This window comes from Pararhizobium antarcticum (assembly GCF_001885585.1).
GTDB lineage: Bacteria > Pseudomonadota > Alphaproteobacteria > Rhizobiales > Rhizobiaceae > Pararhizobium > Pararhizobium antarcticum.
Genome location: NZ_LSRP01000081.1, coordinates 37,029 through 58,056 on the forward strand (window position 1 = coordinate 37,029; position 21,028 = coordinate 58,056).

Sequence of the window (21,028 nt, forward strand, 5' to 3'; positions counted from 1 at the left end):
AGTCTTACTTCGCCGGCAGGCCCATCGAAGCGCGGTACGCGGCCAGCTGCTTGTCCCGACCGAATTCATCAGTCAGCTTGTTCCAGCCTTCAGCCACCGTATCGAGCGCCTGCTGTGGCGTCACGTCTCCGGCGAGCGCCTTGGAAAGCTCGATCTCGAGAATTTCCGTGTAAGAGAAGTAACCGGGCAGGCGCATGTCGAGAGCGGTGTTCTTGGCTGTCACAGCCGCCTGCTGCGCGCCGAGATATTCCTTGGCTTCGCGTTCGGAGAAGCTCTTCGACCAGAGCTCCATGTTGGTGGTGTGCGAGATACGGTAGGGGTTGACGCCGGTACCGCCTGTAACCGCAGCCTGGCCGGATACCGCCGGGCTGGTAAGATACTGGATATAGTTCCACGCCGCTTCCTGGTTCTTGGACGATGCGGGAACGGCGGCCTGCCAGCCACCGAAGGCCATGAAGGAGGTCTGGACGACTTCAGGCTGCTTGTCCCAGGTCTTGGTCTTGTAGTTCCAGATCTCGTCCGAGCCAGGCAAGGATGCAGAGCCGACATTGCCGGCGACCTTGGACTGCTTCGGATCGGCGCCGATGACGCCGGTGTCGCCCCAGCCGATGGATTCCGCAACCTGTCCGCCGGCAAAGGCGGCGTTCACTTCACCGAAGGAGAAATTCAGCGCATTTGGTGGAGCAAGCTTGGAGGCGCGGATATATTCCTCAAGTCCGCGAACCCAGCCCGGGTTGTTGACCTGCGCATCCATCGTGTCCGGATCGAAGAACATGCCGCCAGGATTGTCGGGATGGCTGGTGTAGCCGGCAACATGGCTGAACAGGAACCAGAATTGCTGACCGCCACGACGGAAAGCCTCAGCCGTACCCCAAAGACCATTGTCCGGCTGCTGGAAGAATTCGGCGATGTCGAGATATTGCTTCCATGTCTTTGCCGGGGCCAGATCGTAGCCATACTTGGCTTTGAAAGCGCTCTGGTTTTCGGCGTTTTCGAACAGGTCGATACGGTAGGTATAGGTGTGAGCGTCGCCATCCATGGTCTGCGACAGAACCTTGCCGTTCCAGACCATCAGCTTTTCGCGATAGACCGGGGCAATGTCCTCCCAGTCAGCGCCTGTCTGCATCGCAGCTGGCATTTCGGAGAGGAAGTCGGTGAAGTCCGGTGCCCAGGCCGGGGCGAAGGCGATCATGTCGAACGTATCTTCGCCTGAAGTCAGGGACGTCACGATCTTGGGGTAGAGTTCCGACCATGGAAACTCGACGACATTGACCTTGCCGCAGGTTTTTTCCTCCCAGCCCTTTGCGGCCAGTTGCAGCGCCGAAGCGATGTAGGGACCGGTCTGTGTCGTGGCATTGATCGTCACGCCGGTATAGTCTGGCTCGCAGGCCAGTGCTGCCGTGTTCGCGGTCAGGGCCAGCAGTGCGCCGGCAGTTGAACTAAGCAAAAGTCTCTTCATAGTTTCCTCCCAGAATTAAAACAGTGGTTCAAACGCGTAAATCGGTCACTTAATCGCTCCCAAAAGCAGGCCGGACCGCATCAGCCTGCTTAATATTCCCGCCATGACGACCATGGGTATGATCGCGACCAGGGCGGCTGCCGATATCGCCCACCATTCATCGCCGCGCTGGCTATTCTGGCCGGCAACGAGAATGGGAAGGGTCTGCCATTTGGAATTTGTCAGGAAGAGCGCAAACAGGAACTCGTTCCAGACGAAGGCCAGGGTGATCATGAACGTCGCGATCAGGCCTGGTTTTGACATTGGCAGTACAATACCGAAGAAGATTCGCCATGTCGGGACATTGTCGACCATGGCCGCTTCCTCAACCTCAACCGGCAGCGCCGCGAAGAAATCGCGCATGAGCCAGATGACGATGGGAAGCGAAAAGGCGACATAGGCGAAGGTGAGACCGGTATAGGTGTCGACGAGCTTGAAGCCCATCTTGCCCATTTCCGTGTACATCAGGTACAGCGCAAAGGCCGTGACAATCGGCGGAAACATGCGCTGACTGACGAACCAGAAGACAATGTCGTCATTGCCGAGTACCGGTCCGGGTAGCCTGATCCGACTGGATCCGATCGCAAGGACGAGTGCGGCGACAAAGGCGTAGATCAGCGAGATTGCCTGTCCGAGGCCCAACGCATGGCGGCCGATGAGGAAGCCACCGAATGCGACGAAGACGAAGATGACGGCCGACAGCAGCCTGACCTCGAAGGTAAAGCGCACAAGCGCATAGGCCGCCATCGCGCCGATGAAGGTTGCCAGCAACGATGCGGAAATTCCGATGATGCTCGACGCGATAAAGGTTGCATAGAACTGTCCGCGCGCGCCGGACAGCAACTCGCTCCATGCTGTCAGCGAAGGCTCGAAGTCCACGAAGGGAATATATGTTGGACCGCCGACGACGCCGAGTGGCGACTTGAAGGACGTGATCACGGCCCAATAGAGTGGGAAGAGTGTAAAAGCCAGCCAGATCAGGCAGCCGGCGAGCGCCCACCAGCGGCTGGGGCCTTTGAGATCGCGGATGCTCATCTGTGCTTCTCCAGATAGGGCTTGAGAACGGCCAAGTAGATGAGGCCGATGACGGTGATCACGATCAGGAAAAGGAAGGAGAGCGCCGACGTGTAGCCGAGGTTGAATTTTTTGAAACCTTCCTGATAGGCAAACAGCGTCAGCGTTTCGGTCGAGATTCCCGGGCCCCCTCCTGTCATGACGAAGACGGTATCGATGATCTTGTAGCTCTCGATCAGGCGAATGAAGACGACCGCGGCAGAGATCGGCATCATCATCGGGAAGGTGATGCCGATGAACTGCTGCCACGGGCTGGCATTCTCCAATGCCGCGGCTTCATAAACGTCGTCCGGCAATGTCTGCAGTCCGGCCAACAGCATGAGGATGACAAAGGGTGTCCACTGCCAGACCTCCACCGCGGTGATGGCGCCAATCGCCCAATAGGTCTGGGTCAGGAATGGCAGGTTGGGGAAGCCGAAAAAGGTCATCACTTCGTTGAGGGGGCCCATCGTCGGGTTGAGCAATTGCCGGGCAATCAACGCAACAGCAACAGGCGCAACCAGCATCGGAAGGAGAAAGCTGACCCGGAACAAGCCTTCGCCGGGAACGCGCCGGTTGAGAGCCAGTGCAACGGCAAAGCCGATGATATATTGCAGCATCACCGACGTCACGGCGATGATCGTCGTCGTCCAGGTGACGCGCCAGAAGCGTGGGTTCTGCAACAGTTCGGTATAGTTCCCGAAGCCGACGAAGCGTGCGGGGATCGGCGGCACGAGCCGAAGGCTCATGAAGCTGGTGGTCAATGAATAGATCAGCGGAAAGATGGAAATCACCAACACGATCAGAACTGCCGGCCAGATGAAGAAGTGCTTGATGGGATCCTGGCGGGTCATTCTTCAACTCCCTGCCGAAGAAGCGCTTCGACCTCTTCAAGGCGCGGCATGGCCGGCGCTGTCCCGCGCCGCGTGACCGCGATGCCGGCGGTGGCGCAGCCGAAACGCACAGCCGCCACGGGATCGAAACCCCGGGAAAGAGCCGCGGTAAATCCACCGACAAAGGCGTCCCCAGCGCCTGTCGTATCGATCACCGTGCCGGATGCGATCGCCGGCACGTGAACGGATTGATCCCCGGTGTGATAGAGAACGCCGCGCCCGCCAAGCGTGATCAGCGCGGTCTTCACCCCTTTGGAAAGAAGCACATCGCCCGCACGGCGCGCATCGTCCAGCGTGTCAAGCGCAAAGCCGACGAGGGCGGCGGCTTCCGTTTCGTTCGGCACGATATAGTCGCAGAGCGGATAGATCGCCTCCGGAAAGCTTTCCGCCGGGGCCGGATTGAAGACGGTGGTGACGCCGGCCGCGCGGGCGATTTCAAGCGCGCGCTGGGCCGCCTCTGCCGGCTGTTCGAGCTGTGTCACGAAGACTGACGATTGCTCTATCGTCTCGCGCGCCGCCTCGACATCGGCAACATCGATCGTGCCGGCAGCGCCGGGATAGACGATGATGGCGTTGTCGCCATTCTGGTCGTTGACGTAAATGAAGGCTGCACCGGTGGGCATGTCGTCCATCTGCACGACCTTCGGGCGGACGCCTGCATCGGCATAGGTCTTCAGCGCCATGTCGCCGAACGTATCGCGGCCGATCTTGGAAATGAACGACACGTCCGCCCCGGCGCGTGCTGCCGCCACGGCCTGGTTCGATCCCTTGCCGCCAGGGCCGACCGAGAAGCCTGTGCCGGTGATGGTTTCGCCGACATCAGGCATGCGCCTGGCCAGATAGGCCGTGTCGGCCACGAAGATCCCGAGGATCGAAACGCCCGCTTTCATGACACTCTCCCCGCTCTCAAACGGCTTCAGGCGGAATGACGCCCTTGGTCAACAGGAAGCAGCCATAGAACCGGTTTTCGCCTGTTGTGATGACGCAATAGGCCTTCTTGGCTTCCTCGTAGAACTTGAACCGCTCGATGCCGTACATGGGCGCCGACTTGCCTTCCGCCGCATCGATTTCCGCCTGGACCTCGCCCTGGACAGCCGGAATTTCAGTCGGTGCGCCCATAATTTCCATGCGGCCGGCAGAGGGCTGTAGCGGCGTGTCCAGCGGCATCACCGAGAGAATCGCCTTGATGGCGCGGGCCGTCGATACATTGTCGATGCGCAGCAACTTGCCGAGCACCGTCTGGCGGGCGATCGAATCCGAGGGAAAATTCGTATCCGACACGACGAGCGTATCGCCGTGGCCCATGGAGCGCAACGCGTGCAGTACATCGGCGTTCAACGCCGGGTCTATGTTCTTCAGCATGAAATTCCTCCCTCATTATCTCTGTCTCGAAACGATAGCCGCCTGAGACTTCTGGGATCGCGCGCCGGTCAGGCCATACGATCCCTTTCATGTTTCGTCCAAAACCGAACCGCGTCGGCGCTCCTCCCAGCGCCGCGGCTGGTTCCCCTATTCGCCGTAGGGAATCCAGATGTTCTTGATGTCCGTGGCCCGGCGCAGATAGAGCGTGCCTTCCGCTGCCGTCCGGTCCATCCAGTCTGTGGCCTTGCCCTGATCGACGAAGGTTCGCTTCAGGTTGCCGGCAGACAGTCTCTCCACCATGGTCGAGAGTTCCGCGGTACCAAACGCCCAGAGCGCATCGACATCATTGTGCGTGGCAAGCGTCTTTGCCAGTTCATCTGCAGAACCGGTGACAATGTTGACGACGCCAGCCGGCACATCGGATGTTTCGAGAATGGCGTAGAAATCGGTGGCGGCCAGCGGATGCGGTTCGCTGGGCACGACGACCACGCGGTTGCCGACAGCGATCAGCGGTGCGACGAGGCTGATGAGGCCAAGCAGCGGTGCTTCCGGCGGGCAGATGACGCCGACCACGCCGAGTGCTTCCGGCATGGCAAGCGCCACGCCACGCAAGGGCGGCTGATGCACCACGCCCTCATACTTGTCGGCCCAGGCGCCATAGGTAAACAGCCGGGCGATCGAGGCTTCGACTTCGGCCTTTGCAACGGATGCAGATGCACCCGTCATCGCGACGAGGCGTTCGGCAAAAGCATCGGCACGGCCGCTGAGGTTTTCGGCAATGTAATAGAGGATCTGTGCGCGATTATGCGCCGTGGCGCCGGCCCAGCCGGAAGCGGCATGGGCCGCTACGACAGCATTGCGGATGTCCTTGCGGCTGCCTTCTCCGACCTCGCCGACCAGTTTGCCTTTTGGCGAGACGACAGGGCGGGAATAATTGCCGTCCGGTCGGGCCTGCTTGCCGCCGATGAACAGTTTTGCCGTCCGGTCGATCGTGGGGAGCGAGAAGTCGCCGGTCGTGGTCTTGAGCGGTGCGACAAGCGCGGTTGCGCGGGTTTTGCGACCGAGCCAGGCCTTCGGCTTTAGATATTCGTAGCAGCCTTCACGGCCACCCTCGCGACCAAATCCGGATTCGCGTTTTCCGCCAAAACCGACGGCTGCGTCGAACAGGTTGGTGGCGTTGACCCAGACGACGCCGGCAGCCAGTTTTGCCGCGACATTGAGCGCAAGCCCGATCGTCTCGCTCCAGACACTCGCGGCAAGGCCGTAGCGGCTGTGATTGGCAAGCTGGATCGCCTCTTCCGGCGTCCGGAAGGTCATGGAAACGGCGACCGGCCCGAAGATCTCCTCCGTCGCCACCGTCGACGTCGGCTGGACGCCGCTGAGCAACGTCGGCGGATAGAAGCTTCCGCCCTTGGGCATGTCGATCTGCGCCTGGTGCAGCGTGGCGCCTTCGGCCACGCCCTTTTTCACGAGGCTTTCGATGCGGCTCAACTGCACCGGGGCGACGATCGCGCCCATGTCGATGCACTTGTCGAGGGGCTGACCCACACGCAGCGTCTGCATGCGCCGCTTCAGGCGCTCGTGGAACAGCGCCGAAACACCTTCCTGAACGAGAATGCGCGAGCCTGCACAGCAGACCTGACCCTGATTGAACCAGATCGCATCGACGACGCCCTCGACCGCGCCATCAAGATCGGCATCGTCGAAGACGATGAAGGGCGACTTGCCGCCGAGTTCAAGCGTCAGCGACTTGCCGCTGCCAGCCGTGCGTTCGCGAATGATCCGGCCGACATCGGTCGAGCCGGTGAAGGCGATTTTGTCGACATCGGGATGATCGACCAGAAGCGCACCCGTTTCGCCCTCTCCGGTGACGATGTTGATCAGCCCGGCGGGCAGGCCGGCGGCGGAGGCCAGCTCGGCAAAAAGCAGCGCCGTCAGAGACGTGAATTCGGCAGGCTTCAGGACAACGGCGTTGCCGAGCGCCAGTGCCGGCGCAAGCTTCCAGGACAGCATCAGGAAAGGAAAATTCCAGGGAATGATCTGGCCGACGACGCCGACCGGCACGTGATCGGCAAACTCCGTGTCCTGGATCTGCGCCCAGCCGGCATGATGATAGAAATGGCGGGCGGCAAGCGGCACGTCGATATCGCGGGTCTCGCGGATCGGCTTGCCATTGTCGATCGCCTCGACCACCGCGATCAGGCGCGCGTGACGCTGGATCATCCGGGCGAGCCCATAGAGATGGCGCGCGCGAGCATGACCCGGCAGCTTCGCCCATTGCACTTGTGCCTTGCGAGCGCTTGAAACGGCGCTGTCGATATCCGTCTTGTCGCCAAGGCTCAGGCGCGCCAGCAGCTTGCCGGTTGCCGGCTCGAACGTGTCGAAGCTTTTGCCCGACGCCGACGGCACAAAGGCACCATTGATGAAGTGGCCGAAGCCGGAGGCGTGGCGGGCGAGCCAGGCGCGGGCTTCGTTATCGGCTTCTGGGGCGGGGCCGTAGGACATGTCGTCGAAATACTTTGCTACATCAGAGATCGCGGCGGTCATCGTCATCATCCGATCGGGTGTCTGTTGAGGGCTGAATAGGCGCCGGTGACATGATGCTCGAGCTGTCGCTCGATATCGGCCAGCAGGCTCGACGCGCCGATACGGAAGAGATCGGGTTCCAGCCAGGCGCGGCCGAGCTCTTCCTTCATGAGGAACTGGTAGTTGAGAACATCCTTGGCGGCCGAAATACCGCCGGCCGGCTTGTAGCCGATCTTGATGCCGGTGCGCTCCTCATAGGCGCGGATCGCCCGCAGCATGGTCAGCGTTACCGCGAGCGTCGCATTGACGCCTTCCTTGCCAGTCGATGTCTTGATGAAATCGGCGCCAGCCATCATGCAGACCAGCGAGGCCTTTGCGACATTGCGCAGGGTCTTCAAGTCGCCCGTACCAAGAATGGCTTTCACATGCGCATCGCCGCAAGCGGCGCGGTATTCAGTCATCTCGTCGTAGAGTGCCGACCAGTTTCCGGTCAGGACATGTTCGCGGGTGATGACGATATCGATTTCCTTGGCCCCGTCGGCAACCGAGGCTTCGATTTCCTTGACCTTCAAATGATGTGGGCTGAGGCCTGCGGGAAAGCCCGTCGAAACGGCAGCAACCGGAATGCCGGAATCGCCCAACGCCTCGACTGCGGTTCCAACATAGCGGTGGTAGACACAGATCGCACCCGTGGCGATGGCGCGCGATCCCATGCCCAGCGCATCGAGGATGTCCGGGCGCACCGGGTTCATCGCCTTGGCGCAGAGCCGCTTGACGCGCTCCGGGGTATCGTCGCTGTTGAGCGTGGTCAGGTCGATGCAGGTCACGGCCTTGAGAAGCCAGGCAGCCTGTGCGTCCTTCTTCACCGTGCGGCGCCCCGGCAATGTTGCGACCCGGCGTTCCGTGGCGGAAAGGTTGACGCGCACGTCCATAACCCAGGAAAGATCGAGGGACATACCCGGATTGCGCAGCGAGGCGTGGTTCGACAATTTGATGCCACCGGCGTGGTCAGCCATATCGCGGCGATGGGCAACGTCTGCTTCCACTTGATTTCCTCCCGCGCCGCATACCCATGAGCATGCGATACATAGTTTGTTATTATGCTATCATTGATTTTGATAGTTTCATCACAAAAGCAGGCCGTCAAGGTCGTTTGTAAAGGGAAGATGAAAAATTTCACTCAGGCGGAGAGGTCTGTCAGTCCATCCTCGGTCAGCACTGCGTCGAATGATTGCATATCGCTGAAGAATGCCGGCTTGAGTTTGCCGATCTTGCTTTTGTCGATCAGAAGCACGCTCGTTTGCGCCTGCGACATGGCCTTGCGCTTGATATCTGCCTCGTGAAAATGCGCGCATGTCGCCCCGCGCCGGCCATCGACGCCGGCCGCTGACAGGAATGCAACGTCTATCACAAGCGCATCGAGCGTTTCGAGGCCGGAAGAACCAGAAAACGAGGCCGAAGCCGGATGATAGAGACCGCCCAGCATGACGAGGCGGACATTGGGCTTGCGAGCCAGCCGTTCGGCAACGTTTAAAGAATAGCATACCGCTGTCATGAGAATATCGTCTGGAAGAAGATCGATCAAATAGGGCAACGTTGTCCCACAATCGAAAAATATGGTTTGATCAGGGCGAATGTATTTAAGTGCTTGAGCACAAACCTCACGTTTTGCCGACGCGTGGCTATCCGCTGCTTTGGATATCTCATATGGGCTTTCGGCATCGGCAGCAATAAACGGCAAGATATGACCGCCCAAAAATGAAAACTGTTCTGGACAAGCACTCACGTCGCGCCGAACGGTCATCTCGGAGACGCCCAGAATCGCAGCAGCCTGCCTTATATGGAGAGAACGATGTTGCGAAAGTGCCTCAGATAGCATGGCAATGCGCTGACCCTTTCGACTGTTCATGGCACACATCTCCCTTACCAATCTCTTTGATAGAGTTATGTTCGAATTTTAACAAGGCAGCGAGCCAGTCGGCTCACAAGTTAAAGCCGGATGACTTCCGGCGCGCATGCCGTTTGTTGAAATCAATGAAATGAATGACCACTCGAGGAGGCACGGCGTGCGAAGCGCTGCCGTTGAAGCACGCATTCTCACTGGCGAATCTATTTCGATTTTCGAAGCCCACACTCAGAAACAATCGCTCAGCCCATGACCGCCAGTGCGGTTGCTTCGTCGGTAATGACGACATTGACATAATTGGCGCGGAGGCACGACAAGATTGCATCGCGCTTTTCGAGGCCGGCGGCAACGCCTATGGAAAGCGCCCGATCGCGGCAGGATTCCAGACTGATGCCGATTGTGCGCGCATTGAGTTCCGGATCGACGATGTGCCCCTCGGCATCGATGTACCGGCTCAAAATATCCCCCACTGCACCTTTCTGCTTCAGATTCTCATGCTGTTGCAGCGACACATAGCCTGACTGGATCAAAACGGAATCTTGGACCATTGCGCCGATGCCGAAGCAGATCACCGGCACGCGCGCTGCGAAATCCAGTACGGCCGCAATGGTCGGGTCCTGTTCCAGCGCTTCCTTGGTTGAGGCATTTCCGAAGACGGCCGGTACAGGCAGCAGCGTTGCGATGCCTTTTCCTGCGCTGGCGAACAATTCAGCGACATTGTTTGTCTGAGGCCCGGAATAACGGACATTCATGGATCCGTTGAGCAGGACCACTTCGACGCCCTCATTCCAATAGGGCGGCAGACGGCGCGCGACTGCCGTCATCGTCCGCCCCCAGGAAATCCCGATCGCCGGGATTTTCCCAAGTCCGGAAAGATACTGCCCCGCCGCCCGCGCGACACTATCGAGAACGAATGCCGAATCCTGATCGCCGGTGCTTGGCACGATCACGGCTTCCTTTATGCCGAAAGCAGCTTCGAACTTGCTTTCCAGACCCGGCAGGCGCGGCGTATGCGGCACGATCTCGACGCGGACGAGCCCCGTCTCCTTGGCCTCCGTCAGTAGGCGCCTTGCCTGCCAGCGCGTCAGCCCGAGCTCCATCGACAAGTCACTCATGGTCATGTCAAGATGATAGTAGCGCTTGGCAACTTGGATCATCAACTGTTCGCGCTGCTCGGGGGTCAGCGAGCGGAACTGAATATCACGGTCCAGACGGTCGGGTTTCATAACCAACTATCCCTTCAACTGGCCCGTTGCCAAGCGCCGGGATTGCGGCATCAACAGTTCCGTCGCCTCTATATATTCACCAAGCAGCTGTTGATAGATTGCGTGGGCCGCCATATCGGGTTCGATCACAACAGTGTCCTGCCGCACTGCCTCAGCCGCGGCAAACAGATCGGCAACAAGACCGGAACCTGCGGCTGCGGCCGCCGCGGCACCGATTATGGTCAGATTTGCCTCCTTTGGAAGCTCCACCGGCATACCGATCGCATCCACCGTCGCCTGCAGCCACAGCCTATTCTTGGCATAACCGCCAGACGAGACAATGCGCTCGACCGGTACGTTAAGCTCATGCACACGCTTCAGCACATTGGCCGAAGCCAGCGCCACACCTTCGATCGCCGATCGGTACATGCTGGCACGATCATGCCCCAATGACAGGCCTATAATAGCACCCCGAAGCAGTGGCTCGCGATACGGTGTGCGATTGCCCATGAAATAGTCGAGCGTCAGAAGACCGGTGCCGCCAACTGGTATCGCTGCCGCCTTATCCCGCAACGCCTGGCGACCATCTGCATCCAGCTCGAACAGATTCTTTTCAAACCATGTGAGGACCGAACCGGCAGACACCTGGCCAGCCTCCACAAGCCAGTGATCGTCAATCAAAGCGTGTGGATAAGGGCCCCAGAAACCCTGCATCGGTCGCTGTTCCTTGAGTTGGAACAACTGGACGACAGAGGTGCCGCCGATCATCAGCATCTCGCCCGGTTTTATCGTGCCTGCACCGAGCATGCCGATATGCGCGTCGATTCCGCCTTGCGAAAGAACCGGCCGACCGGACAGACCGAGATGCGTTTGAGCGTTTTCGCTGATCCGTTCGATCGGGGCTCCAACGGCAAAAATCTCCGGTGGAAGCTTGTCTTCAAGGCCCTCGACGCCCAACTCTGCGTAAAGCTCCGCCGGAAAGCGCTGCTGTACGGAATCGTAATTCCATTTGCAGGTGGCATTCATGCGCGAGCCGACCCAGCGGCCAGTCAAGTTGTAGTTGATGTAGTCAAGACATTCGCAGACGATGTCGGCATCGTCGTAGACTTGCCGCTCATGGACAGCGAGCCACATCGCCTTGGAGATCAGCCACTCCGACGCGTTGGCGCCACCGACATAGTCCATGACAGGGTTGTTCGACGTGCTGCTGCGCTCAGCTTCCCCAGCAGCACGGCAGTCCATCCACAAAAGCGCCGGACGCAGCGGAGTCCCGTCGCGCTTGCAGGCAACAACTGTAGAGGCGGTGGTCGCCACGCAGATGCCTGCGATTTCGGGTCTATCCAGCGTTTGCATCAACGCCCGGCAGGCACGACCGAGCGCATTCCACCAGTCAAGCGGTGACTGCTCCGCCCAGCCGGGACGCGGATAGACCGTTTCATAAGCCTCCTCGTTCTCCCCCAGCATCCGACGGTTTTCGAGGTCGAACACGCCGACCCGAACGCCGCCAGTGCCAAAATCAAGACCGAGGAGAAAGGTCATGCATATGCTCCGATGCTTCGGTTAAGGACGGAACATGATTTTCGAGAAGAATTCGGTCTTGTTCTTGATCTTGTCGAACATTGCGGGCAATTCCTCCAGGGGAAGTTCATGCGTGATCATGAATTCCCACCTCAGCCTGCCACTGGCAAGCATGTCAAGCGTGACTGTCCATTGCTTGCCGGGATAGGGCGCACCAAAAGAGTTCCAGGCTCCGTGCAGGGAAACTTCCTGACGCAGGAAGTGCTGAAAAGTCTTGTTTTCCAGCGTTACATCGCCAACTGGTATGCCGATAAACACCACATGCCCACCCGGTGCCGCAAGCTTTGCTGCGGCATTGATAGAGGAGTTGTGGCCTGCTGCCTCGACAATGAGGTCACATTTCAGGTCGGCGGGGATGGCATCAGTCACGAGAAAGACATGGTCGGCGCCGGCTTCACGTGCTTGAGCGAGTTTTTCGCTGGAGACATCGATGGCAACCACCTCCGAGCAACCCATGAGCTTCATCCATTGGATTGCAAACAGACCGATCGGGCCGCAACCGATCACAGCGCCACGCTGGCCGGCAGTGGGCGGAGCTTTCCAGATCGCATGGAGCGCAATGGATGCCGGATCGATCATTGCCGTGGCTCTGGGGTCCATGCCCTCGGGCGCGCGCAGCAAATTGCCCACCGGGACGGCGACGAACTCGGTGTAGGCGCCATCCCGGCGCGAACCGAAATAATCATAGTCGCGGCATCGGGAGAAGTTGCCCGTCAGGCATTGATCGCAGGCATGGCAGGGCAGCATGGGTGGAACGCCCATCAGTTCCCCGATCGAGAAGCCCTCCACGCCTTCGCCGATCTCCGTGATATGCCCGGAGAATTCGTGGCCACAGACAATCGGCATCGTATGAGCGCCTTTGATCAGCATCCGCGGAATATCGGAACCGCAGACGCCAACGGCGGCGACCTTCAACATGACATGGCCCGGTTTCAGCTCTGGCTTGGGGATATCCTGAAGGCGAATATCACCGGGAGAGTGCATGACGGCTGCGCGCATTTGGCTGTTCCTGTCTTCAAATGAAAAAATGCAGCCGTTCAAAGCTGCTGGGTAAAGGCATCGGTGGCGATGATCGCGTCGCGAACAATGGCGACAGAGAGCGGAACGGCGACTTTCCATGTCGGCGCTCCGGGCAAAAGAGCTGCTTCAGCCACACGCTCGATATCGGCCTTGCTTGCGGAAGCCAGATTGAGATCGGCAAGCCGCGTCGGCAGTCCCAGACTGCGGCAGAACATGGCCATTTCACTGATTTCGGCGAGAGGCCGACCTTCAAGCATCAAAAGGCACAAGACCCCGAACGCGACCTTCTCACCGTGAAAGAAGGCATGCGTTTCGTCGAGCACCGTCAGGCCATCATGGATCCCGTGGGCGGCTGAGACGCCGCAATTCTCAAAGCCGAGGCCCGACAGCAAGGTGTTGGCCTCAATGATATTCTCGACGGCCGGGGTCAGCGCGCCTTTTTCGGCGGCAAGCTTGGCGGCCAGCGCATCGCGCATCAGCACGTCGTGGCACGCCCGCGCAATGGCGATCCCGGCGGCCGGCGGCAGCATGTTCGGTTTGACCAGATTGTTCGAGTTGGAATCGAGATTGGAGCGCGCTTCGAACCAGGTCGAAAGCGCATCGCCGATACCAGAGACAAGGAAACGAACCGGAGCATTAACGATCACCGCGCTGTCGACAATCACCATATCAGGATTGCGCCCAAGCGAATGTGCCTCCTGATAAACCCCGTCATCCGTATAACGAACGGCGACAGCGCTGCACGGCGCATCCGTGGAGGCAATGGTTGGAACAATGACGATCCTGGCTCCGGTGGCGATAGCGGCCATCTTGGCGGTATCGGCCGTTTTCCCGCCGCCGATGCCGACAACGACCTGCGCACCGGATGCCCTCACCAGGCCAGTGACGCGGTCGATTTCCCCCCTTGAACATTCGCCGTTGAAGCTTTCGATCTGAAAGGTGAGGCCAGAGCCTTCCATCGTGGTTTTGAGGGCCTCGCCATACTGGTTAAGCACAAAGGGATCGGCGAGCAGAAATGCACGCGCGCCCAACTGCGCCGCATGGTCACCAAGCCGTGCAATTTCCCCGGCTCGCTGAATGTATTTGTTTGGCCCGCCATAGGACCGGCCACCCAAATTTCGCTTATCGTCCGCCATCGGAATCTCCCTCCCAGTCACAAAGCTGCATCAACCTGTTGATTTCGCCGCACAGTCCGCCCAGCTCAGCACCCAGGCAGAATTACCAGCCACCGTTTACGTAGCCGCCGTCCACGGGCAGCGTCGTGCCGGTGACATAAAGTGCTGCAGGGGATGCGAGGAACAGGCATGTTCCAACGAGATCATCGACCGAGCCCCAGCGTTTGAGGGCCGTCCTGTGTTCGATCTTGCCTGCCAGTTCCGGCACGGACCAGATATCCTCGGTCATCGATGTCTTGTGATAACCGGGCGCGATGGCATTAACCCGGATACCGTCCGGTCCGAATTTGTGCGCCAAAGCGCGCGTCAGGCCGACGATACCGGTCTTGGAAGCGCAATAGGCTGGCACCCTGTCATCGGCGAGGTAGGACAACATGGATGCCGTGTTGATGATGGCACCCTTGGACGCCTTCAAAAGCGGATACGACGCCATCGCCAGCCGCATGGCGCTGTTCATGTTGACATCGATCACCTCCAGATAGGCCTCCTCGTTGAACTCCTCGTCCGGCTTGACGATACCCGCAGCATTGACCAGCACCGATAGTGAACCAAGCGACGGCACGAAGGCGTCGATTGCTGAACGGTCCCTGACATCGAGTTTTTCAAAACGAATGCCCGACAGAGCCGGGTCCTTGCGGGCACGGTCAATTTTGCCCTGCGATGTGCCGGTTGCCACCACCTGAGCGCCCATGCCGGCAAAGCCCTGGGCAATCGCGAGCCCAATACCGCTGGTCGCACCAGACACAAGCACCGTCTGGCCGGCGTAAAGATCCTTGCGGAACGTATCCAGTATGCCTTGCATGCCTATTTTCTCCTGCGTTTCTTTTCTGCCGCCAGTGTCGATTTACCAGAGCGTGTAGCCACCATCGGCCGCGACGATGGAACCGGTCATCAAGCTCGACGCGTCGGAGGCCAGGAAAAGGATGACGGCCGCAATTTCGGGTGGTTGGCCCATGCGGTTCATCGGCGTATTGCCGACCCAGTGTTTCATCATCTCAGGGTCGTCATAGACGTACCGGGTAAGGTCGGTTTCGATATAGGTCGGAGCCACCGCATTGACGCGGATTTTGCGGGTCGCCCATTCGGCTGCAAGTGACCGGGTCAGATGGTGAACGCCGGCCTTGGAGGCATTGTATTGCGCCTGTTCCTGCGGCCGGTTGACGATATCGGCAGACATCGAGCCGACATTGACGATGTTGCCGCCCCCCTGTTCGATCATCGCCTTGCCGAACGTGCGGCAGCACCAGAAGAGCCCATTGAGATTGACGTCGATAACCTTCAGCCAAGTGGGATCGTCCATCGTCTCGGCTGGGCGGTTGGAGATTGCGATGCCGGCATTGTTGACGAGGATGTCGACGCGACCATGTTTTTCGGTGATCGATGCATGCACGGCCTCTACCGCGCGCGGGTCGGTCACGTCGAGAACGGCGCTGTCGATCTGGCGCCCTTTGGCGCTCAGTTCGGCGGCTGCCTTGGCTGCTGCTTCCCCGTTCATGTCGGTAATGATGACCTTGGCCCCCGCCTCGCTCAGCGCGTCCGCGGTGGCAAAGCCGATGCCGCGCGCAGCACCGGTGATGACGGCGGTTTTGCCCTTGAGGCTGAAAAGTTCGAGATACATGGATTGCTTACTCCCCTGACGATGGTGTTTCGACCAGCCGGTCAAGCTCGTCGTAGAGGGACTGGCTCTGGAAATAGAGTTTGTCAAAGATCGGCTGCATCCGGTGATAGCGTTCCTGCCATGCCGGGTTCGGCCCAATCTCGTCTGCGTAACGAACGATCCCGGTTACGGCGGCGTGCAGTGTGGAATATTGACCCGTGGCAACCGCGCCCATCACGGCGCAGCCCAGGATGCCGCATTCCTGCTCCACCGGCACGACGATCGGCACGCCATAGATGCTTGCCTTGATGCGCAGCCAAAGCTCGGTCTTCGCGCCGCCGCCTGAGGCGATGACACGCTCGATTTTCTGACCGGCTGCCTTCTCCATAACCCTTAGGTGCCTTGCGCCGGCAAACGCTACACCTTCCAAAATCGCCCGGTTCAAGTGGGAAAGCGTGTGCGCGGCACCAAGGCCGAAAAACTGGGCGCGGGCATTGCGATGCGCGCCGAGCCGTTCACCGGTCAGGAAAGGCAGGAAGAACAGGCCGGCCGAGCCGACGGGAGCCTCTGCGGCCCGCGCCACCAGTTGATCATAGCTCTCCCTGCCCTCAAGCAGTGCCCGACGCGCCCAGCGCATGGCATCACCGCCGCTTTCAAGCAGCGCAAACGGACCCCAGTTTCCCTCGATTGTCGCGACGTTGGAGATGTCAGGGTCAAGCAGCGGCGCGGCTGCGATCAGCGTCAGGATGCAAGAGGTTCCCGTCACATCGGAGGCGAGGCCGGGCCTGCACGCACCGGAACCGAGAAGGGCGACGGGATAATCCGCGCCACCGACCAGGACCGGCGTGCCGGCCAGTAGCCCTGTTTCCAGCGCTGCGGCCTGCGTAACAGCGCCCAGAACATCCAGCGAATTTCGGATCGGAGGCAACTTCGCCGGATCGAGCCCCAACCGCTCCACCATGGACGACGACCATCTGCGCGTTGCCGGGTTCATCAGGAACGAGCAGGAGGCATCGCCCTCATCCATGGCGATTTCACCGGTCAGCCGCAGGTTGATATAGTCCTTCGGCATAATAACAAATGCCGCCCGACTGTAGGCCTCGGGATCGCTATCCCTGAGCCACGCAAGCTTGAACGCCGGCCAGGCTGGCGTCGGCGGATTGCCGCTTTCGGAAAGATAGCTTTCGGAAGCATTGGCCTTCTCGAAGTTTTCGACAATATCGATCGTGCGCTTGTCGTTCCACAAGGGCACAAGATCGCGTGTGAGGTTGCCAGCATCATCAACCAGCACGGTCCCGTGCATCTGACCGCAGGCGACCAGAACAGAAATGCGCGCCTTTGCATCCGGTATCTGCGACAGCACCTCGCGAATGGTGACGACGACACCAGACCACCAGTCGGATGGGCGCTGCTCGGCCCACCCGAAGCGCGGAACGATCTGGTCGTGCTCGCGCGCCGCAATTGCGACGATCCGGCCTGCGCTATCGACAAGCGCCGCGCGCACGCTTCCGGTGCCGACATCAATCGCAAGTGTGAGTGCGGAGGTCATATGAAATGTCCCTTACCGCTTAGCGCTTCAGCGAGCCGGTGCTGTATTGAAGGAGCATGGCAATGACGATGATGGCGCCCATATAAACCTGCTGGTGATAGCCCGGAACACCCGCCAGGTTCATGATATTGGCGATGATACCCATGACCAGTGCACCCAGCAGCGTGTTGATCGCGCCGCCCTTGCCCCCCATGAGGCTGGCTCCGCCGATGACGACAGCTGCAATCACATTGAGCTCGGCACCGACGCCGACCTGTGCCGAGCCGACACCGGTTCGGCTGGACGAGATGATGCCTGCGACCGCCGCAAGTACGCCGGAGATCATGTAAACCGCAAGGATGTAGCGCGGCACAGCGATGCCCGAGAGACGAACCGCCTCCTCATTGGAACCGATGGCCGTGATGAGCCGTCCGAAACGGGTGAAATTCAGAACGATTCCCCCCACAATAAAAACTGCAAACATCAGAAGAACAGGCTGCGGTATGCCAAACAGGAAGCCCGAGCCAAACCGGCTGAAGGCCTCTCCCACCTCACCCAGGGGAATCGGTCGGCCTTCGCTGATGATCAGGGACAGGCCGCGTGCAATCGCCATCATCGCCAGCGACATGACGAAAGACGGGAGCCGCAGATAAGCGATGAAGCCTCCGGTCACCAAGCCGCACACCGCACCGGACGAGAGCACCAGAATAATCGTGGGGATCGTGCCAAATCCCGAAATCGTGCAGAAATATCCTGTTAGCACGGACCCAAGCGCCATGATCGAGCCGACGGAAAGATCGATGCCGCGTGTCAGAATCACGAACAGCATGCCAACGGCCATGATGCCAGCGCCTGATGCCACCTGGCGCAGCACGTTGAGGATATTGCCGCGCGTCATGAAGTTCTCGGACCACAGCGTGGCGACGACGACGAGCACCAGAAAAATCGCCAGAGTGCCGAAACGTTGAATGACAACGCGGAAATCGACGGATCGCTTTTCTTCTCGTTGCGTGGTTGAATCTGTTGTTGTGGTCATCAGTGGCTACCCTGATTTGCAATTATGGTGCCGCCCGTCATCGACAGGCCAAGCAGGTTTTCTTCCTTGTAGTCCTTTGGCAGAAGTTCGCCGCGGATCTGTCCCTGCCCCATGGCGAGCACACGGTCGCAAAGACCGAACAGCTCCTGATGCTCCGATGAAATCACCAGCACCGCCTTGCCGGCTTCGGCGAGCTTGTTGACCAGCGCATAGATTTCGGTCTTTGCGCCGACATCAACGCCGCGGGTTGGCTCATCAAGAATGATCACGTCGCCATCCGCATGAAACCACTTGGCGAGAACAACCTTTTGCTGGTTGCCGCCCGACAGGCTTGACACGGGAGCATCGACGCTGGATGCCTTCAGACGAAGGCTCTGTCCGAGTTCGGTGACATCGGCCCGCTCCTTGCCTTGCTTCAGGAAACCGAATGCATTGACCACCGAGGACATCTTGGCCATCGTCGAATTGACGCGGATTGGCTTGTCCAGAATGACGCCCTGGTGTTTCCGGTCTTCCGGCACCAGTCCGATCCCGGCCCTGACGGCATCCTTGGGCGAACGCGGCTTGAAGGTTTGGCCTTTCAGCGTGATCGTGCCGCTTTCGAGCCGGTCAGCGCCGAAGATGACACGCGCAACCTCCGTGCGACCTGAGCCGATCAATCCTCCGAGACCAACAATCTCACCGGCGCGGACGGAAAAGCTGACATCTCGCACCATGCGCCCGGCATTGAGCTTCTCGACCTTGAGCAACTCCTCGCCGATCCCGCGTTTTGCGCGCTCCGGAAACATCGTTGCAATCGGGCGGCCAACCATCATGCGGATGATATCATCGACCTTGACGTCGCCGGTTGCAACCGTGCCGACCTTCTGACCGTCCTTCATGACCGTCATCCGGTCGGCGATATCGAACACCTCATCAAGGCGATGGGAAATATAGACGACGCCGACGCCGCGATCGCGAAGACCACGAATGATCTGGTGCAGTTTCATCGCGTCCTGAGCACCAAGCACGGCGGTCGGCTCATCGAACACGATGATCTTGATATCCTGCGACAGGGCCTTGGCAATTTCAACGACCTGCTGATGGGCAACAGCCAGCGAGCCTACTGTGCGACCCGGATCAATGTGAAACCCAAGCCGATCGATAAGATCCTTGGCGCGTTTGCGCAGGCTTGAATGCGAAATAACGCCTGGCAGTTCGCCGAGGAAAATATTCTCCGCCACGGTCAGGTCAGGCGCCAGTGCCAGTTCCTGATGGATCACAACGATGCCAAGCGCTCTTGCCGCCCGCGGGTCACGAAAGAGTACCGGCACGCCGTCAATAATGACCTCGCCACTGCTGGGAACCATCTCTCCGCCGAGCACGCGCATCAGGGTTGATTTTCCAGCGCCGTTCTCGCCGAGAAGCGCATGGACTTCCCCTGGTCGGACGTCGAAATCGACCGATCGCAGCGCATGGATGCCGCCAAACGACTTGGAAATTGACTTGAGTTGGACGAGTTCGGTCAAAGGGGGGCTCCGGACTGATGGTAACGAGACGACGGTGGAAACCGCCGTCCCGTCATTTTACGACTTTACAGTCGTCTCGGGAGGAAGCCGATCAAAAGACGGCTTCAGCGCGGTAGAACTGGTCGACGTTCTCCTTCGTGATGACGGCAGGTGTCGTCAGTTCAAGCTTCGGAGTGTCGGCACCGAGTTCACCCTTGACAGCCTTGAGGCCGATATCGACAGCCGTGCGGGCTACCAGGTCTGGATCGTTGAGGCCTGTCGCGCCGTATTTGCCTTCCTTGATCAGAGCGAGCGCTTCCTTCTGACCATCGGCAGCAGCGAGCGCCAGCACGTCGGTCTTGCCCTGGGCTTCCAGAGCCTTCATGGCGCCGAGAACCATCGAGTCGTTTTCGCCAAGCACGACGTTGGCGTCGGGATGTGCAGTCAGCAAGTCTTCCATGGCAGCAAGGCCGCCCTCGTTCGACCAGCCACCCCAGCCCTGACCGACGACTTCGAAGCTAACCTTGCCGTCATTGACGAGCTGACCTTCGACCAGCCCCTTGAACACGCCGAGACGACGATCACGACCGACTTCATTGCCCTTGTCACCGGAGAGCAGAATGATTTTCATCGGCTTGCCCTTCATGCTGTTGGCAAGCCACTGGCCAACAAGGTAGCCGTTCTGGTCGTTTGACGAGCGGACCTGCGTGACGACGTTCGCCTTGGTGCTTATGGAGGAATCCATCACCACGACCTTAACTCCTGCCGCCGTTGCGGCATCGGCTGCAGAGACGAGACCTTCCGGATCACGAGGATTGAGGATCAGGAGGTTGACGCCCTTGGCGACCATATCCTCGACATCGGCAATCTGCTTGGACATATCGTTTTGGCCATCGGCAGTGGTCACCTCGCAGCCGGCTTTCTTGGCCTGATCTTCAGCTGCAGCAACCTGGGCCGCAAAATAAGGGGCACCCAGAGTATACATGGCAATGCCGACCTTGCAGTCGGCTGCATTGGCTGCGCCGATCGCTGCGACATTCATCGCAACGGCCAACACACATCCCGAAAGTGTAATCTTCATGGTTTCTCTCCTCCGATTTCCATGACAACGGAAGCAGCGGGGCCTCCTTTTTGTAGTTAAAATACATTACTGAGCGTCGTCAA

18 protein-coding genes are annotated in these 21,028 nt (G+C 59.5%); all 18 read right to left on the reverse strand.

Features of this window, described 5'->3' with window-relative positions; all coding sequences use genetic code 11:
- Positions 1-4: 4 nt before the first annotated feature.
- Positions 5-1,459: an extracellular solute-binding protein gene (locus tag AX760_RS10880; protein ID WP_071832900.1), complete on the reverse strand. Its 1,455-nt coding sequence runs from the start codon at positions 1,457-1,459 to the stop codon at positions 5-7.
- Positions 1,460-1,504: 45 nt separating this feature from the next.
- Positions 1,505-2,533 (reverse strand): carbohydrate ABC transporter permease, encoded by a 1,029-nt coding sequence (locus AX760_RS10885; protein WP_071832901.1) that lies wholly within the window; start codon positions 2,531-2,533, stop codon positions 1,505-1,507.
- Positions 2,530-3,405 (reverse strand): carbohydrate ABC transporter permease, encoded by an 876-nt coding sequence (locus AX760_RS10890; RefSeq protein WP_071832902.1) that lies wholly within the window; start codon positions 3,403-3,405, stop codon positions 2,530-2,532. The genes AX760_RS10885 and AX760_RS10890 overlap by 4 nt, the downstream gene beginning before the upstream one ends.
- Positions 3,402-4,334: a ribokinase gene (gene rbsK, locus AX760_RS10895; protein WP_071832903.1), complete on the reverse strand. Its 933-nt coding sequence runs from the start codon at positions 4,332-4,334 to the stop codon at positions 3,402-3,404. The genes AX760_RS10890 and rbsK overlap by 4 nt, the downstream gene beginning before the upstream one ends.
- Before the next feature lie 16 nt (positions 4,335-4,350).
- Positions 4,351-4,806 carry an RbsD/FucU family protein gene (locus AX760_RS10900; protein WP_071832904.1) on the reverse strand — a complete coding sequence of 152 codons (456 nt, stop codon included), beginning with the start codon at positions 4,804-4,806 and terminating at the stop codon, positions 4,351-4,353.
- Between the two features lie 147 nt (positions 4,807-4,953).
- On the reverse strand, positions 4,954-7,353 hold the full coding sequence (locus AX760_RS10905; protein ID WP_425348840.1) for an aldehyde dehydrogenase family protein: 2,400 nt from the start codon (positions 7,351-7,353) through the stop codon (positions 4,954-4,956).
- Between the two features lie 5 nt (positions 7,354-7,358).
- Positions 7,359-8,348 (reverse strand): deoxyribose-phosphate aldolase, encoded by a 990-nt coding sequence (gene deoC, locus AX760_RS10910; protein ID WP_071832931.1) that lies wholly within the window; start codon positions 8,346-8,348, stop codon positions 7,359-7,361.
- Between the two features lie 164 nt (positions 8,349-8,512).
- Entirely contained in the window at positions 8,513-9,241 is a 729-nt protein-coding gene (locus AX760_RS10915; RefSeq protein ID WP_071832906.1) for a DeoR family transcriptional regulator, read from the reverse strand.
- Between the two features lie 239 nt (positions 9,242-9,480).
- The gene (locus tag AX760_RS10920; protein ID WP_071832907.1) at positions 9,481-10,464 is read right to left on the reverse strand and encodes a sugar-binding transcriptional regulator; all 984 of its coding nucleotides are present in this window, start codon (positions 10,462-10,464) and stop codon (positions 9,481-9,483) included.
- A gap of 6 nt (positions 10,465-10,470) precedes the next feature.
- Positions 10,471-11,982, reverse strand: coding sequence for an FGGY-family carbohydrate kinase (locus AX760_RS10925; RefSeq protein WP_071832908.1), 1,512 nt, complete (start codon positions 11,980-11,982; stop codon positions 10,471-10,473).
- Positions 11,983-12,003: 21 nt separating this feature from the next.
- Positions 12,004-13,020: a galactitol-1-phosphate 5-dehydrogenase gene (locus tag AX760_RS10930; RefSeq protein ID WP_071832909.1), complete on the reverse strand. Its 1,017-nt coding sequence runs from the start codon at positions 13,018-13,020 to the stop codon at positions 12,004-12,006.
- A 38-nt stretch (positions 13,021-13,058) separates the two neighbouring features.
- Positions 13,059-14,177 (reverse strand): glycerol dehydrogenase, encoded by a 1,119-nt coding sequence (locus AX760_RS10935; RefSeq protein WP_071832910.1) that lies wholly within the window; start codon positions 14,175-14,177, stop codon positions 13,059-13,061.
- 82 nt (positions 14,178-14,259) lie between these two features.
- Positions 14,260-15,018, reverse strand: coding sequence for an SDR family NAD(P)-dependent oxidoreductase (locus AX760_RS10940; RefSeq protein WP_071832911.1), 759 nt, complete (start codon positions 15,016-15,018; stop codon positions 14,260-14,262).
- Between the two features lie 42 nt (positions 15,019-15,060).
- Positions 15,061-15,834, reverse strand: coding sequence for an SDR family NAD(P)-dependent oxidoreductase (locus tag AX760_RS10945; RefSeq protein WP_071832912.1), 774 nt, complete (start codon positions 15,832-15,834; stop codon positions 15,061-15,063).
- Positions 15,835-15,841: 7 nt separating this feature from the next.
- A complete protein-coding gene (locus tag AX760_RS10950) occupies positions 15,842-17,362 on the reverse strand; it encodes a xylulokinase (RefSeq protein ID WP_071832913.1) in 1,521 nt (506 codons plus the stop codon).
- A gap of 19 nt (positions 17,363-17,381) precedes the next feature.
- Entirely contained in the window at positions 17,382-18,377 is a 996-nt protein-coding gene (locus AX760_RS10955) for an ABC transporter permease (RefSeq protein ID WP_071832914.1), read from the reverse strand.
- Positions 18,377-19,885, reverse strand: coding sequence for a sugar ABC transporter ATP-binding protein (locus AX760_RS10960; RefSeq protein WP_071832915.1), 1,509 nt, complete (start codon positions 19,883-19,885; stop codon positions 18,377-18,379). Before AX760_RS10960 ends, AX760_RS10955 begins: the two co-directional genes overlap by 1 nt.
- Positions 19,886-19,976: 91 nt before the next feature.
- A complete protein-coding gene (locus AX760_RS10965; RefSeq protein ID WP_071832916.1) occupies positions 19,977-20,945 on the reverse strand; it encodes a sugar ABC transporter substrate-binding protein in 969 nt (322 codons plus the stop codon).
- Positions 20,946-21,028: the final 83 nt, after the last annotated feature.

Coding starts and splice junctions, on each gene's coding strand:
- AX760_RS10940 (WP_071832911.1), bottom strand. CDS start 15,018: ATGCAAGGCATACTGGATACGTTCCGCAAGGATCTTTACGCCGGCCAG.
- AX760_RS10925 (WP_071832908.1), bottom strand. CDS start 11,982: ATGACCTTTCTCCTCGGTCTTGATTTTGGCACTGGCGGCGTTCGGGTC.
- AX760_RS10920 (WP_071832907.1), bottom strand. CDS start 10,464: ATGAAACCCGACCGTCTGGACCGTGATATTCAGTTCCGCTCGCTGACC.
- deoC (WP_071832931.1), bottom strand. CDS start 8,348: ATGGCTGACCACGCCGGTGGCATCAAATTGTCGAACCACGCCTCGCTG.
- AX760_RS10945 (WP_071832912.1), bottom strand. CDS start 15,834: ATGTATCTCGAACTTTTCAGCCTCAAGGGCAAAACCGCCGTCATCACC.
- rbsK (WP_071832903.1), bottom strand. CDS start 4,334: ATGAAAGCGGGCGTTTCGATCCTCGGGATCTTCGTGGCCGACACGGCC.
- AX760_RS10890 (WP_071832902.1), bottom strand. CDS start 3,405: ATGACCCGCCAGGATCCCATCAAGCACTTCTTCATCTGGCCGGCAGTT.
- AX760_RS10900 (WP_071832904.1), bottom strand. CDS start 4,806: ATGCTGAAGAACATAGACCCGGCGTTGAACGCCGATGTACTGCACGCG.
- AX760_RS10935 (WP_071832910.1), bottom strand. CDS start 14,177: ATGGCGGACGATAAGCGAAATTTGGGTGGCCGGTCCTATGGCGGGCCA.
- AX760_RS10930 (WP_071832909.1), bottom strand. CDS start 13,020: ATGCGCGCAGCCGTCATGCACTCTCCCGGTGATATTCGCCTTCAGGAT.
- AX760_RS10915 (WP_071832906.1), bottom strand. CDS start 9,241: ATGAACAGTCGAAAGGGTCAGCGCATTGCCATGCTATCTGAGGCACTT.
- AX760_RS10965 (WP_071832916.1), bottom strand. CDS start 20,945: ATGAAGATTACACTTTCGGGATGTGTGTTGGCCGTTGCGATGAATGTC.
- AX760_RS10885 (WP_071832901.1), bottom strand. CDS start 2,533: ATGAGCATCCGCGATCTCAAAGGCCCCAGCCGCTGGTGGGCGCTCGCC.
- AX760_RS10950 (WP_071832913.1), bottom strand. CDS start 17,362: ATGACCTCCGCACTCACACTTGCGATTGATGTCGGCACCGGAAGCGTG.
- AX760_RS10880 (WP_071832900.1), bottom strand. CDS start 1,459: ATGAAGAGACTTTTGCTTAGTTCAACTGCCGGCGCACTGCTGGCCCTG.
- AX760_RS10955 (WP_071832914.1), bottom strand. CDS start 18,377: ATGACCACAACAACAGATTCAACCACGCAACGAGAAGAAAAGCGATCC.
- AX760_RS10905 (WP_425348840.1), bottom strand. CDS start 7,353: ATGACCGCCGCGATCTCTGATGTAGCAAAGTATTTCGACGACATGTCC.